Annotated in this window: 12 protein-coding genes and 1 pseudogene; 3 read left to right on the top strand and 10 right to left on the bottom strand. The window is 61.1% G+C overall.

From position 1 onward, the window contains the following. Nucleotides 1-38: 38 nt before the first annotated feature. Nucleotides 39-1,835: an NADPH-dependent assimilatory sulfite reductase hemoprotein subunit gene (locus ACILSE_RS09455; RefSeq protein ID WP_395717135.1), complete on the bottom strand. Its 1,797-nt coding sequence runs from the start codon at nucleotides 1,833-1,835 to the stop codon at nucleotides 39-41. 169 nt (nucleotides 1,836-2,004) lie between these two features. Here ACILSE_RS09455 and ACILSE_RS09450 point away from each other — a divergent pair, with 169 nt between their 5' ends. Together ACILSE_RS09450 and ACILSE_RS09445 are read left to right on the top strand one after the other, a co-directional pair. Next, the gene (locus tag ACILSE_RS09450; protein ID WP_395717134.1) at nucleotides 2,005-2,838 is read left to right on the top strand and encodes a hypothetical protein; all 834 of its coding nucleotides are present in this window, start codon (nucleotides 2,005-2,007) and stop codon (nucleotides 2,836-2,838) included. Nucleotides 2,839-2,903: 65 nt separating this feature from the next. Next, a complete protein-coding gene (locus ACILSE_RS09445) occupies nucleotides 2,904-3,491 on the top strand; it encodes a c-type cytochrome domain-containing protein (RefSeq protein WP_395717133.1) in 588 nt (195 codons plus the stop codon). A 58-nt stretch (nucleotides 3,492-3,549) separates the two neighbouring features. On the opposite strand, the gene ACILSE_RS09440 is transcribed toward ACILSE_RS09445, so the two are convergent. Together ACILSE_RS09440 and ACILSE_RS09435 are read right to left on the bottom strand one after the other, a co-directional pair. Next, the gene (locus ACILSE_RS09440) at nucleotides 3,550-4,647 is read right to left on the bottom strand and encodes a DNA alkylation repair protein (protein WP_395717132.1); all 1,098 of its coding nucleotides are present in this window, start codon (nucleotides 4,645-4,647) and stop codon (nucleotides 3,550-3,552) included. 12 nt (nucleotides 4,648-4,659) lie between these two features. Then, on the bottom strand, nucleotides 4,660-5,490 hold the full coding sequence (locus ACILSE_RS09435; RefSeq protein WP_395717131.1) for a hypothetical protein: 831 nt from the start codon (nucleotides 5,488-5,490) through the stop codon (nucleotides 4,660-4,662). Nucleotides 5,491-5,548: 58 nt separating this feature from the next. On the opposite strand from ACILSE_RS09435, the gene ACILSE_RS09430 reads away from it, so the two are divergent. Continuing rightward, nucleotides 5,549-6,703, top strand: coding sequence for a pyridoxal phosphate-dependent aminotransferase (locus ACILSE_RS09430; RefSeq protein WP_395717130.1), 1,155 nt, complete (start codon nucleotides 5,549-5,551; stop codon nucleotides 6,701-6,703). 177 nt (nucleotides 6,704-6,880) lie between these two features. Here ACILSE_RS09430 and ACILSE_RS09425 read toward each other — a convergent pair whose 3' ends face one another. The 7 genes and pseudogenes from ACILSE_RS09425 to ACILSE_RS09395 form a co-directional block, all read right to left on the bottom strand. Then, nucleotides 6,881-7,507, bottom strand: coding sequence for an HNH endonuclease (locus tag ACILSE_RS09425; RefSeq protein ID WP_395717129.1), 627 nt, complete (start codon nucleotides 7,505-7,507; stop codon nucleotides 6,881-6,883). Between the two features lie 444 nt (nucleotides 7,508-7,951). Beyond that, nucleotides 7,952-8,668 (bottom strand): annotated as a pseudogene (locus ACILSE_RS09420) (sulfate/molybdate ABC transporter ATP-binding protein); the annotation flags it as partial. Then, on the bottom strand, nucleotides 8,665-9,519 hold the full coding sequence (gene cysW, locus ACILSE_RS09415; RefSeq protein WP_395717128.1) for a sulfate ABC transporter permease subunit CysW: 855 nt from the start codon (nucleotides 9,517-9,519) through the stop codon (nucleotides 8,665-8,667). The pseudogene ACILSE_RS09420 and the gene cysW, both read right to left, overlap by 4 nt. 136 nt (nucleotides 9,520-9,655) lie before the next feature. Continuing rightward, nucleotides 9,656-10,480: a sulfate ABC transporter permease subunit CysT gene (cysT, locus tag ACILSE_RS09410; RefSeq protein ID WP_395717127.1), complete on the bottom strand. Its 825-nt coding sequence runs from the start codon at nucleotides 10,478-10,480 to the stop codon at nucleotides 9,656-9,658. 76 nt (nucleotides 10,481-10,556) lie between these two features. Beyond that, nucleotides 10,557-11,336 (bottom strand): succinylglutamate desuccinylase/aspartoacylase family protein, encoded by a 780-nt coding sequence (locus ACILSE_RS09405; RefSeq protein ID WP_395717126.1) that lies wholly within the window; start codon nucleotides 11,334-11,336, stop codon nucleotides 10,557-10,559. 4 nt (nucleotides 11,337-11,340) lie between these two features. Then, nucleotides 11,341-12,303 (bottom strand): cysteine synthase A, encoded by a 963-nt coding sequence (cysK, locus tag ACILSE_RS09400; RefSeq protein WP_395717125.1) that lies wholly within the window; start codon nucleotides 12,301-12,303, stop codon nucleotides 11,341-11,343. Between the two features lie 36 nt (nucleotides 12,304-12,339). Beyond that, complete coding sequence (locus ACILSE_RS09395; protein ID WP_395717124.1) at nucleotides 12,340-13,326, bottom strand: sulfate ABC transporter substrate-binding protein; 987 nt, start codon at nucleotides 13,324-13,326, stop codon at nucleotides 12,340-12,342. Nucleotides 13,327-13,339 lie beyond the last annotated feature (13 nt).

Below are 13,339 nucleotides of genomic sequence, written 5' to 3'. Positions count from 1 at the left end.
CAAGCGCTAGGATGCGAAGTTTTGAAGCCGGGAGCGAATCAGCCTGCCGCTTCCACCTTCTCACCCGCGAGCTTCGCAGCGCGTTCGGCGAGTTCGATGTGGAATTGCTCGGGCGTGGGCTCGGCGCCTTTGGTGCGGGTGCGGGCGAACCAATCGGCGAAGATTTCGCCGGGCTGGCGCTCGGCTTTGAAGGCTTCGAGGAAGGTGCGAACCTTGGCGGGGATCTCATCGCCGAGGACGGACTTGAATTCGAGGCCGGCGAGGGCGTTGCCACGGATGCTGCCGCCGACGAACATGGCGTATTTGTTCGGCGCACGACCCACGAAGCCGAAATCGGCGTTGTAGGGGCGGCCGCAGCCGTTCGGGCAGCCGGTCATGCGGAAGAGGATGGGTTCGTCTTCGAGGCCGAGTTCCTTGAGGATCGGATCGATCTTGTCGAGGATGCCGGGAAGGGCGCGTTCGGACTCGCTGAGGCTCAAACCGCAGGTCGGCAGGGCGACGCAGGCGTGGGCGACCTTGCGGGCGCGGGTGAAGCCGGCCTCATTGGCATGCACGACGCCGTGTTTGGCGAGGATGGCGTCCACGGCGGCTTTTTGCTCGCGGGCGACATCCGCGATGATGAGGTTCGTGTTGGCCGTGACGATAAAGGGCAGCTTCAGCGTGGTGGCGATCTCGGCAAAGCAAGAGCGATACTTCGGACCGTTGTCGCGATCGACGATGCGGCCCATGTTCACGTAAACGCAGCAGTAGAGCTTGCCGTCGCCTTGCTCATGCCAGCCCATGTTGTCTTCGACGCTGTCAAAGCTGAGTGGCTTCGGCGGCTCAGTGGTGATGCCGGGAAGGCGGCGCACGACTTCGGCGCGGAAACCATCAAGGCCCATCGTTTGCACGGTGTATTTGAGGCGGGCGTTTTTGCGCTCGGTGCGGTTGCCGTGGTCACGCTGGGTGGTGACGATGGCTTCGATGGCATCGACGACATTGGCACGCTTCGCGTAAAGCAGCGGCTGACCGAGGAAGGGTCGTGTGGTGAGCTGGCCGTGGCTCATGCCAAAGCCGCCGCCGACGGTGATGGTGTAGCCTTCGACCTCGCCATTCACGACGTGCGGCACGAGGCCCACATCCTGAGAGTAGATGTCCGAATCATTGATCGGAGCGATGGCCACGCCGATCTTGAATTTGCGAGGGAGATAGACTTTGCCGTAGATGGGATCGTCGCCTTCGGGAGCCTTCGTTTGCTCGCGGACGGCGGGATTGACCTCGGGGTCCTTGATCCAGTTCGGGTCGATCTTTTCGCCATCGAGCCAGATGTCGGCATAAGCCGTGGAGCGCCACAGGAAGCGCTGGCTGATCTCTTCGGTGAGCTTTTGCGTGTCGGCATGCACGGCGTCCTTGATCGGCGCGGCAGGGCCCATGGTATTGCGCACGACATCGCCGCAGGCACCCATCGTCGAGAGGCCGCTGTGGCAGACGTTGCTGATGACTTCCTTCACGCCGCCTTTAAGCACGCCGTGGAGCTGGATGCCCTGGCGGTTGGTGAGGCGCATGTTGCCCATCGCCTTGGTGCAAAGAGCGTCGTGGATCATCCATTGCTCGGCGGTGATGCGGCCGCCGGGCATCTTGCTGCGGATCATGAAGCTCCAGGCCTTTTCCTTCTTCTCTTTGGAAAGCTGGGCACGCAGGTCGCGGTCATCCTGCTGGTAGGAGCCGTGGTGCTTCATGAGGATGTTGCTGTCCTCCGGGATGCTGGGGGTGCTGGTGTCAGCGAAAAGCTCGGCGAGCTGGCCACGGAGGCCGGCGGAGGCGAGCTTGATTTCTTCAACGGAGGCTTTGGACATGGATTTTTGAGGTTTTGGGGAGGGCAGAGTCGGCGATGATGGGTTAATTGCAAGCCCCCGCAGCGCTTCGGGCCGGTTCAAAATCCTGGAAGGGTGCGCGTGACAAACCCGCGCGGGCGGGCTTAAACTGCCTCTGTTGTCGATGAGCAGTCCACGCACAGTTCACCAAATGCTGCTGCCCGCCTTGATCGCGGTGCTGCTGGCCGGTTGCGTGAAACAAAGCGACTACGAGATTCTGCAGAAGGAGAATCAGCAGCTCCAGATGCGCCTGGACCAGACAAACGAGCAGTTGCGTCTGACCCAGCTTGAATTGAGCGCGCAGCAGGCGCGCTCGGAGCAACTGCTCGAAGTCCAGTCAAAGCTGGAAAAGAGCCAGGAGCAGCTCCGCCAGACCCAGGCGCAGATGGATGCATTGAAGGTGGAGTTTGACAAGTTTCGCACGCAACGCCGGACCGCGATGGTGGGGAAGAAATATCCCCAGCTCAGCTTGGAGGACGGCAAGGTGCTGCGTGACGCCCAAATCACCGCGATCACGGCCGAGGAGGTGTCCTTCCGGCACGACGGAGGATTCATGAAAGTGGCGCTCGCAAAAACCACCGACGATCTGCGCTGGGAAGCCTGCTACGATCCCCAGGAGGAGCAAAAAGCGGCCCATGACCGCCTGCTGGCGGAGGGAAGGCGCTTGGAGGAAAAACTCGCCCGCGACAGAAGCACCCCGGCGCCTGAAGCGGCCACGTCAACGGTCAACGCAGCAACGGTCCTGCGCCAGCAGCTCGCCGCGCAGCGCCAGCAACTTAACGCCGAGTTCCAGGCGCTCGCCGCGAAAAATCCGGGCGCCCTGCAAGGGCCGGTCTGGGACAGCACGCGGCCGGAGGCCAGTCCGCTGCTCAATAGCGTCTCCGGAAGTCGCGCTGTGCTTGGCCTCAGCCGCCTGCAATCCATGCGCGACACGATCAACGCCACGCTGCGCCAGTTGCAAGAGGTAGACCCTGCCGCCCGCTGAAAATCCTCAAACAACAAATTCAGCTAGGCAAATCGTGATTTGATCGTTTCCTCCACACTACCACCATGACCCAACGCCTCCTCCTCGCCCTCGTCCTGACCACCGGCGCCGCCTCTGCCGTTGATTACAAAACCCAGATCGCCAAGATCTTCGAGCAAAAGTGCTTCGCCTGTCACAGCGTGACCAAAAAGGTCAAGGGCAAGCTCGCACTCGACCTTGCCGAGCTTCCCAATCAGATCGGCGCCGGCAAAAACATCATCCCCGGGGAGGCGATGAAAAGTACGATGTACATCAACTGCACGCTTCCTGACGATGACGCCGACGTGATGCCTCCGGACGGCAAAAACCGCCTCACCCAGCCCGAGCTCGATCTTCTCAAGGCATGGATTGACGAGGGCGCCAGCCTCACCGGCGGCGGCGCGGCTCCCGCACCTGCGGCACCTGCCGCGGCCACCACAATGCCCGCCGCAGGCGGCGACGGCCCGCTCCTGAAATGGACCAACACCGAGGGCAAAACCATCGAGGCCCACTTCATGGGCCTGCAGGGCGACGGCGTCCTGCTGAAAATCCCCTCCACCGGGGTCACGCACATCCTGCCCCTCAGCAAACTGTCTCCTGAGAGCCAGACGCAGGCGAAAACGGCCACGAAGTAAGCCGCCCCATCATTTACCCGCGAAAACGCCACCCGGCTCAACCCTGGTGGCGTTTTTATCATTCGATCACAAACGCAGCCTCGGCCACCCGCTGGCCGTTGATCTGCAACTCGACGCGATGTCTGCCCGGATGATGCTTCCGCGTGGTAAAATCTCGGATCACCTGGCTTTTGATCAATTCGAGCGTGCCGCGTTCTGGAAGATCAACCTCGGTCCATTTGAAGACCTTTTCGGTGCTCACGCCGCGGGCTTTCACATAGTGAACGATGTAATCCACGACGAGACGCTGCGGCCTGCGGGTCGTTGAAACGATGCTCGCAGCCAGCGTGAGCCGTTCGCCGAGCCGCAACTGCGTCGGTGACGCTGTCAGCTTCGCGCTGACCTCCGCCTGTTTGCCAAAACCGAACAGCCTCAACGCACCCGCGTGCCCGCGCTTGATCAGCGTTCGGCACGCGTGCTTCGCGATCCAGCGCAGGTGCTCGCGTTCGAGGTCCCAACCCTCGAGAAGCTGCAACACGAGCTCAGGATGATCTTTCGTGATGTCATTGAGATGATTCGCCACCGAACGACGCACAAACAGCGATTCATCGTCCTTCAGCGCCTCGAGGATCGCGAACGTCGGCCTCGGATCACGCACCAGCGCCTGCAAACGCATGCCCCACGGCAGTCTTGGCCGCGAACCTTCGCTGGCGAGACGGCGCACCTTCTCATCTGGGTGCCTGGCCCATTGGAGCAGTGTTTTCAACGCAAGCTCCTGATCCGCGAGGATGAACGGCCGCACCGCGAACTCCGCCGAGCCGAAGACGGTGAAAAAACGCAACGCCTCCATCGAAAAATCGAAATGCTCGCGGCCAAACACAGCGACGAAATCGCAGAGAAAGATCGCCACGAACTCATGTCCGAGCTTCGGCGCCAGCTTTTGCAAAACGCGTACCTTTTGCTGGAACGAGCCCGGCAGCGCCTCGTTCACCGCCGCCGCGCACTGGATCAGCCGCTGCATGAGCGTCCGCTCCTCCAGTCCGTCGAGCACGAGTCGCAGGAAGACCCGCGCGTCAAACTTCGGTGCGATGGCCGTCAGCTCGGCCGCGATGGCACGGTAGCGGGCTTCATCAAACCAGTCTTTGAGCTGCGGCGGCGGGCCGGGTTCGGAGGGCATGGGGGGATCGAGTCACTTTAACTTCGCAAACACGGCGCGAATCTGCTCCACGCTGCCGAGCGCCAGCACGACTTCGTATTCAAAGACGAGGCCGGGCTTGAGCGCGAAGGTTTGAATGGGGGCGATGTAGCTGCAGTCAGCCTGGTTGCCTTCGCGCACGCGGTAGCACGTCGCTTGATCGGTGTGCGGCATGAAAAGGCCGAGGCCGCCGTCGTTTTTGCCGACCCAGGCGCACCACGGCTCGCTGACTCGGATCGTTTCGTTCGGAAAGCCGGGCTGTTTGCGCGTGAGCTTCTTTTCCGCATCCATGAACACCAGCATGTCGAGTTTCGGCGTCACAAACAACGCCGGCAGCTCCTGATGCGTCGGCGGATGCTCCTTTTCCCCCGTGTAGGTCATTTTGAACTTCAGGCGTGCGAGCCCGCCGTCCAACCGCAGCCACTCCTCCATGACGCACTCCGGCGTGAAGGCACCGGTGGCCCAGTGGCGGGGTTTGATCTTGGCGTAGAAGCTGTTCGCGTCCGCCTTGGAATCGAGCACCTCTGCGGGCTCGTTTTTCCAGCTTCCGCCCTGGACGGGATTGTAGCGCCAGGGTTTGCCATTCCAATCGCTGCCGTCCTTCCCGCCGTAATACGACTGCTGCACATAGCGCCCGACATCATAGGCGTTGAGGACATTGTCCGAGGAGTGCGAGTGCGAAAACCAACCGAGGCAGGCTCCGGCGCTGAGGTTCACACCGAGACGGACGTGGCCGTTGTCGAGGAACACCCAGTTTTCAGCCGCCATGCCTGTCAGGGGTAGCAGGAGCAGCGTCAGGAAGCGGATGAAGCGATTGGATGACATGGGGTGCAATTGAAGGCCAGCACTTGCAGCCTCGCGGCATCTCGCCAAATGCGCAAGCATGCCCGCGACCTCCCGCCGACTTCATGCGTTCACCGAATCCGTCATCCGCGCGATGACGCGGCTGTCGAACCAGCATGGCGCGATCAACCTCTCCCAGGGCTTCCCCGATTTCTCTCCGCCGGAGGAGCTGCTTGCCGCGCTTGAGCGTGCGACTCGCGGCCCGTTTCATCAATATGCCGTGACTTGGGGCGCGCCGCGCTTCCGGCAGGCGCTGGCGCGGAAGATCACGCATTTCTCCGGCACGCCGGTCGATCCGGATCAAAACCTCGTCGTCACCTGCGGCAGCACGGAGGCGATGATGTGCGCCATGATGACCTGCTGCGAGCCGGGGGACAAAGTCATCGTCTTCTCGCCCTTCTACGAGAACTACGGCGCGGACGCCATCCTCTCCGGCGCGCAGCCGATCTACGTGCCGCTGCTGCCACCGCAGTTCGGCTTCGATCCCGATGAACTCGCCCGTGCTTTTGCTCAAGGCGCGAAGGCCATCATCGTCTGCAATCCCTCGAATCCCACCGGCAAGGTCTTCACGCGCGAGGAATTGCAGCTCATCCTCGATCTCGCCGAAAAACACGACGCCTTCGTCATCACTGACGAACCCTACGAGCACATCGTCTATGCGCCGCATGAGCACGTTTACATGCATTCGCTGCCCGGAGCTGCGGAGCGCGTGATCGTGTGCAATTCGCTCTCCAAGACCTACTCCATCACCGGCTGGCGGCTCGGTTACGTGCAGGCCGCGCCGCACATCATCGCGCAGGCGCGGAAGGTGCATGACTTCCTCACTGTCGGCGCCGCCGCGCCGTTGCAGGAGGCCGCCGTCGCCGGTCTGGAACTTCCGGACAGCTACTACCACGGCCTGCGCGATCTCTACACCGCGAAGCGCGATGTCTTCCTCAATCACCTCCGCTCCACCGGCCTGCACTTCACCGAACCACAGGGTGCCTATTACGTCCTCCTCGACATCTCATCGCTCGGCTTCGCCACCGATACCGAGGCCGCCGAATGGTTCGTGCGCGAGATCGGCGTCGCCGGCGTCCCCGGCTCAAGCTTCCGCGAACCCGAGCACCGATTCATCCGTTTTCACTTCGCAAAGCAGGTCGAGACACTGAATGCGGCGGGGGAGAGGTTGCTGCGTTTGAAGGAAGGACGGTAAGCTGCTGCTCAAACCGATGCGCTCTTCAGCGATTCATTTTTTCAGATAAAGAGAACAAAATGATCGACTGCTGGCGGGGCCACGCCTCGCCAGGAGTGAAAGAGTGGTAGCCATCTCAAAAGTGGCGCCGACGGTGGCCGCGCTTCTCTTCATCAAATGGTTCGCATTGGCGTGGCTTCAATGAAAGCGTTCAAGACCATCCCATGATGATCGAGCGGGTTCGCGAAGTCGAGGATCAGCGAGGCCAAGCTCTTCGAGTGTGTAGTGCATCCGCGCGCAGTTGCACGGCTGACACACGATCACAGTGTTCTGTAAATCACTGGACCCGCCCCGCGAGTGAGGTAGAACGTGATCGGGCACCGCCCACATAAGTTGAAATGCAGCATGCTGTTCAATGTTCTTTCGACCCCAAGGCAGTGCATCAGAATATACCTTCCGGATGCGTTCTCTGATCTCTTTGCGGATGACCGGAATGCCGCAGAATCTACAGTGGTAACCGTCGCGTTTGAACAGCACGGTCTCCTCGGCTCGGGTGGGCATCCGCTCTTTTGCGCGGCTCTCATGGTCCAAATGTGCCGGCGCACCGGCGACAGCGCGAAACTGGAGGTGAGGACTCTTGGCGCCCCAAAGCGATTCAGTGTATTCGCGGAGCAAAGGCATATTCGCCAGGCGGATAAGCTGCTCGGCGACATCCCGCCTACCGAGGAGATGCGCAGTAACTGCTGCGTCCAGCAGACGCGCCGCATCTGCGATCTCCGGGATCGGTTCGCGCAGGCAGTGACGGCTTCTTGCGAGCGGTTCCATAGGTCTGGTTAATAAGAGGCAATTATTTCGAGTTCGACAACAGCGTTATGGGCAACAGTTTTGTCGAGTGCCAACGTGTTTCTTAGTTCATAGGTGTCGATTTTGACGTGCAGGCGCTTCATAATCAACAAAACCGTCGGTCTTCACACGTGCACGGGGCATCATGCGCTGTTGATAAATGCTTCGCACAACGCAGAGGATAATTACCTGTACGTTCTCCCAAACTCGGCGGCGACCATCTGACTTCCCTAAAGCGGGGGCAGGGCGAGACCGCTACAAGTTCGCCGCATACGCTTGCAGTTCGTGGTATTCCGCCAGGATGCGTTTCACGGTAGCAACAGTCGCATTCACCTGCGCGTCCATCGGAGCGAGCGCGGGAGTTTTGAACACGATCTCCAACGCACGCGCTCCCGCCGCCTTTCGTCCTCAAATCATCACGCAGTCGAGGAAGTCGGCGACGAACTCGTTTTTCGGGTTCTCGCGGAGTTGGGAAGGCGAGCCGACTTGCTGGATATGGCCTTCGTGGAGGATGACGACGCGGTCGGCGAGTTCGAAGGCTTCGTCTTGGTCATGCGTGACGAAGAGCGTGGTGACGCGGGTCTCGTCGTGGAACTGGCGGAGCCATTTGCGCAGTGTTTTGCGCACTTTGGCGTCGAGCGCGCCGAAGGGTTCATCAAGCAGCAGGACCTGCGGACCGACGGCGAGGGCGCGGGCGAGCGCGACGCGTTGTCGCTGGCCGCCGCTGAGTTGCGTGGGGTAGCGGTCGCCGTAGCCTTCGAGGGCGATGCGGCGCAGCAGTTCAGTGACGCTGCGGTCGATGTCCTCACGCGAGGGCCGATCGGGCCGTTTCATGACGCGGAGGCCGAAGGCGATGTTTTCGGCGACGGTCATGTGATTGAAGAGGGCGTAGTTTTGGAAGACGAAACCAGCCTTGCGTTCGTAGGCGGTGCGGTTGGTGACATCGCTGCCGTGAAACTCGATGCTGCCTGCGCCTTCATCGGCGAATTCGAGACCGGCGATGATGCGCAGGAGCGTGGTCTTGCCGCTGCCACTGGGGCCGAGCAGGGCGACGAGTTCGCCCGTTTTGACTTCGAGATCGACGTTCTTCAGTGCGTTGAAGCTGCCGAAGGATTTGGAGATGTTGTGGATGTGGATGCTCATGCTGCTCCTCGTTTGGTGGTCGTGAGAGTTTTCAAAATCAGGGTCACCAGCGCGAGCAGTGCGAGCACGGACGCGACGGCAAAGGCAGGGACGAACTGGTATTCGTTGTATAAAACTTCGATGTGCAGAGGCACGGTGTTGGTCTTGTTGCGGATGTGGCCGCTGACGACGGACACCGCGCCGAATTCGCCCATGCTGCGGGCATTGCACAAGATGATGCCGTAGAGCAGGCCCCATTTGATCTTTGGCAGTGTGACGCGCCAGAACATCTGCCAGCCGTTCGCGCCGAGTGTCATCGCGGCCTCTTCCTCGGCCTGGCCCTGCGCCTCCATCTGCGGCGCGAGCACTCGCGCGACGAATGTGAAAGTGACGAAGATGGTGCTGAGCACGATGCCAGGCAGCGCGAAGATGATTTTGATGCCGTGCTCCTTCAACGACGGCCCGAAAAGGCCCTGCGCCCCAAACAGCAGCACATAAACCATGCCCGCGATGACCGGCGAGACCCACAGCGGCAGCTCGATGAGTGCGGTGAGGAAACGTTTGCCACGAAACTGGAAGCGCGACACGCACCAGGCCGCCGCGAGGCCAAAAAGCGTGTTCAACGGCACCGTGATGGCCGCGACTTGCAACGTGAGCCAGATGGCGTGTGTCGTCGCACGATCATCAAAGGCCTCCACATAGCCTTCCCAGCCTTTTCGGAACGCTTCCTGAAAAATGACGACCAGCGGCAGCACGAACATCAAGCCCATGAACGCCACGGCGATGCCGATGATGAGCCAACGAGAGAAAGGAGACTCGGAGGTGGCTTTGCGAGGCCGGGTGTGAGTTTGATGGAGGATGATGGCGGCCATGATTGGAAAATGACGAACGGCGAATGAGGAATGACGAATGAATGTCGAAGCTCGAATGACGAAGGGTGGGAGGTTTGGGGAATTCGGAATTGGGATTTCATTCGTCATTCGCCATTCTGGTTTCGTCATTGCCGCGTCAGCGGCCCGTGCGGCTGCGGCTCCAGTTGGTGAGGAAGTTTGAAACGAGAAGAATGCCGAAGCTGGCGGCCAGCATGACGACGCCGATGGTCGCGGCTCCGGCGTAGTCGTATTCTTCGAGGCGCATGGTGATGAGCAGCGGGGCGATCTCGGTCTTAAAGGGGAGATTGCCGGAGATGAAGACGACGCTGCCGTATTCGCCGACAGCACGGCCGAAGGCGAGAGTCATGCCCGCGAGCGTGGAAGGCAGCAGCGCAGGAAAGACGACGCGAGTGAGCGTCTGCCAACGATTCGCGCCGAGGCAGGCGGCGGCTTCTTCGACATCCATCGAGAGATCAGCGATCACCGGCTGCAAAGTGCGCACGACGAATGGAAAGCCGACGAAGGTCAAAGCGATGGTGATACCGAGCGGCGCATACGCGGCCTTGATGTCGTGCTGGGCCAAAAACGAGCCGATCCAGCCATTCGGAGCATACAGCGTGACGAGCGCGATGCCTGCGACGGCAGTGGGCAGTGCAAACGGCAGATCGACCATCGCATCGAGCAAGCGACGACCTGGAAAGGCGTAGCGTTCCAGCGCCCAGGCCGTGAGCAGACCGAAGACCCCATTCACCAGCGCAGCGACGAAGGCGGTGCTGAAGCTGAGTTTGAGCGAGGCAAGCACGCGCTCGTGCGTGAGTGTCTCGATGAAGTGCTCCCAGCCGCCGCTTGCCGCTTTCCACGCGAGCATGGAGAGCGGAAAGAGCACGAGGAGGCTCAAGTAGGTGACGGTGAAGCCGAGGGAGAGCCTGAAGCCAGGCAAGACGTGACGTGGACGGGACATCGAAGCGTAAAACGAGTTTTCTAACTCGTTGGGTTTGGGAGTGAGCGACGCGGTGGAACGAGTTGGAAAACTCGTTTTACAAGTTCGCGGCGTAGGCCTGGAGTTCGCGGTATTCGGCGAGGATGCGCTTCACGGCGGCGACGGTGGCTTTGACCTGCTGCGGCATCGGCGCGAGCGCGGGAGTCTCGAAGACGATCTCCAGCGCACGCGGCCTCTGCTCCGGCGGAGCGCTGAGGATGCCGAGGTAGCCTTCCTTGATGATGCCTCGTGAGGCGAGGAAGCCATCGATGATGGGCGCTTCGTTGCGCGGGAGGAATTCGCTCGCGGCTTGTAGTGCAGGCTCCAGCAGGTGCTCGCTGAGGAGATCGCCGCTGACGAAGCCGTAGCAGCCGTCGGAGGTGTCATCGGAGTGCAGCGAGACGATGCCGTCGTATTTTTCGCGGCGCAGTTCGCTCTCCAAATAGACGATCTCCGGCTCGGTAGAGCCAAACCAGAACTCGCGGTTCAAATCGAGGCCGCTGTGGCTGTGACGCGTGCCGAGCGCGAGGCCGGTGGGATTGCAAATCGGATAAAAATGCAGCTCGTAGTCGTGCAGTTCCTCCGGCTTCTCCGCGGCCCAGCGGATGAGCTCCTGCGTGGCGAGCGTGCCCGCCTCCTCATCGCCGTGAATGCCGGCGAAGATGCCGATTTTGATGCCGTAACCCGGTTTGAGCGGCTTGCTGACGATCTTCGGAATGAAGATGCCTTGTTGCTCGCTCGGGTGGATTTCAGTCATCAGTCGTGAGGATGGCAGTGGGATGGTGCCGCGCTGAAACGCGTGCCTGCCGGTGAATTGCAAATGAGATGGGAGTGTCATGGTTTCAAGCGGTGACTTTGCTGCGTGCCTCATCGGCGAGGGCGGTGGAGAGATAGCGCTCGCCGGTGCTGCAACCGACGGTGACAATGAGCTTCCCGGCATTCGCGGGACGTGCGGCCACTTGCAGCGCGGCCCACACATTCGCCCCGGTGGAAATGCCGACGAGCAGGCCTTCCTCGCGAGCGAGACGCTGCGCGGTGGCGATGGCGTCCTCATTCGTGACCTGGAGGACCTCATCGACGATGCCGAGGTTGAGGTTTTTCGGCACGAAACCAGCGCCCGTGCCTTGAATCTTGTGCGGACCAGGCTGCACTGGCTGTCCGGCACGCGTCTGTGAAATGACAGGCGATGCCGCAGGCTCGACGGCGATGGATTGCAGCGAGGGTTTGCGAGATTTGATGACCTCGCTCACGCCCGTGATCGTGCCGCCCGTGCCCACGGCGGCGACGAAGATGTCGATCTGACCACCAGTGTCGTGCCAGATCTCGTTGGCGGTCGTTTTGCGATGGATCTCCGGGTTTGCCGGATTTTCAAACTGCTGCGGCATCCATGCGCCGGGTGTCTCGGCGATGAGTTCTTCAGCACGTTTGATCGCGCCCTTCATGCCTTCCTTCGCAGGTGTGAGCACGAGATTGGCACCGAGAAGTGCCAGCAGCGTGCGGCGTTCCAAACTCATGCTCTCCGGCATCGTCAGCGTGAGCGGATAACCCTTCGCGGCGGCGACAAAGGCGAGCGCAATGCCGGTATTGCCGCTGGTGGGCTCGATGATGTGCCCACCGGGCTGCAGCACGCCGCTCTGCTCCGCCGCCTCGATCATGGCGCGACCGATGCGGTCTTTGACACTGCCGAGCGGGTTCTTGAACTCGCCTTTGAGCGCGATGGTGGCCGGAAGGCCCGCCGAGATGCGGTTGAGCTTCACAAGCGGCGTGCGGCCGACGGCTTCGATGATGGTGGTGAAGTAGGACATGGCGTGTGGAGGTGGTTTGAGTGTGTCAGCCGCGTTTCACTTCGCGGAGTAGATCTGGTCAAAGATGCCGCCTTCATCGAAGTGCTTCTTCTGCGCCTTGCCCCAGCCGCCGAAGTCGCCGTCGATGGTGACAAGCGTGAGTTTCGGGAAGCGGGCGCTGTATTTCGCGGCAGCGGCGGGATCACGCGGACGGTAGTAGTGCTTGCCGATGATGTCCTGCGCCTCGGGTGTGTAGAGGTATTCGAGGTAGGCCTTCGCGACCTCGGTGGTGCCTTTTTTCTCGGCGTTCTTGTCCACGACGGCCACGGTGGGCTCGGCGAGGATGCTCAGCGAGGGGATGACGATCTTTGTCTGGCCGGGAAACTCACGCTGGATGAGCCAGGCCTCGTTTTCCCAGGAGAGAAACACATCACCGATGCCCCGCTGTGCAAACGTCGTCGTCGAAGCACGAGCGCCAGTATCGAGCACGGGCACGTTCTTGAAGAGTGCGGCGATGAAGTCCTTCGCCTTCGCTTCGCTGCCGTATTTCTTCAACGCGTAGGCCCACGCGGCGAGGTAATTCCATCGCGCGCCGCCGGACGTCTTCGGATTCGGCGTGACGACATTCACGCCAGGCTTCACGAGGTCGTCCCAGTCCTGGATGTTCTTGGGATTGTCCTTCCGCACGACGAACACGATGGTGCTCGTGTAAGGTGCGCTGCTGTTTGGCAGGCGCTTTTGCCAATCCTTCGCGATCAAACCAGCCTGCTGGCCGATCACGTCGATGTCACCGGCGAGCGCCAGCGTGACGACATCGGCTTCGAGGCCGTCGATGACCGCACGAGCCTGTTTGCCTGATCCGCCGTGAGACTGGTCGATGCTGACTTTTTTGCCAGCGGTGGCCTTGTAGTGCTTCGCGAAGGCTTTGTTGAACTCGGCGTAGAGTTCGCGAGTCGGGTCGTAGGAGACATTGAGCAGCTCAAAGTCGGCGGCGTGGGCGGAGAGGCTCAGAAGAGCGGTGGTGAGGATGAGAGAGAGTTTCATGATGAGATGGAGT

It is taken from the genome of Prosthecobacter sp., assembly GCF_044236155.1.
Classification (GTDB): Bacteria; Verrucomicrobiota; Verrucomicrobiia; order Verrucomicrobiales; family Verrucomicrobiaceae; genus Prosthecobacter.
The sequence above is the reverse complement of the archived record's forward strand: the minus strand, read 5'-3'. Positions and strand labels throughout refer to the sequence as shown.

What these genes read in the sequence shown, in the direction of transcription:
- ACILSE_RS09455 (WP_395717135.1), bottom strand. Translation starts at nt 1,835, where the DNA reads ATGTCCAAAGCCTCCGTTGAAGAAATCAAGCTCGCCTCCGCCGGCCTC.
- ACILSE_RS09450 (WP_395717134.1), top strand. Translation starts at nt 2,005, where the DNA reads ATGCTGCTGCCCGCCTTGATCGCGGTGCTGCTGGCCGGTTGCGTGAAA.
- ACILSE_RS09445 (WP_395717133.1), top strand. Translation starts at nt 2,904, where the DNA reads ATGACCCAACGCCTCCTCCTCGCCCTCGTCCTGACCACCGGCGCCGCC.
- ACILSE_RS09440 (WP_395717132.1), bottom strand. Translation starts at nt 4,647, where the DNA reads ATGCCCTCCGAACCCGGCCCGCCGCCGCAGCTCAAAGACTGGTTTGAT.
- ACILSE_RS09435 (WP_395717131.1), bottom strand. Translation starts at nt 5,490, where the DNA reads ATGTCATCCAATCGCTTCATCCGCTTCCTGACGCTGCTCCTGCTACCC.
- ACILSE_RS09430 (WP_395717130.1), top strand. Translation starts at nt 5,549, where the DNA reads ATGCCCGCGACCTCCCGCCGACTTCATGCGTTCACCGAATCCGTCATC.
- ACILSE_RS09425 (WP_395717129.1), bottom strand. Translation starts at nt 7,507, where the DNA reads ATGGAACCGCTCGCAAGAAGCCGTCACTGCCTGCGCGAACCGATCCCG.
- cysW (WP_395717128.1), bottom strand. Translation starts at nt 9,519, where the DNA reads ATGGCCGCCATCATCCTCCATCAAACTCACACCCGGCCTCGCAAAGCC.
- cysT (WP_395717127.1), bottom strand. Translation starts at nt 10,480, where the DNA reads ATGTCCCGTCCACGTCACGTCTTGCCTGGCTTCAGGCTCTCCCTCGGC.
- ACILSE_RS09405 (WP_395717126.1), bottom strand. Translation starts at nt 11,336, where the DNA reads ATGACACTCCCATCTCATTTGCAATTCACCGGCAGGCACGCGTTTCAG.
- cysK (WP_395717125.1), bottom strand. Translation starts at nt 12,303, where the DNA reads ATGTCCTACTTCACCACCATCATCGAAGCCGTCGGCCGCACGCCGCTT.
- ACILSE_RS09395 (WP_395717124.1), bottom strand. Translation starts at nt 13,326, where the DNA reads ATGAAACTCTCTCTCATCCTCACCACCGCTCTTCTGAGCCTCTCCGCC.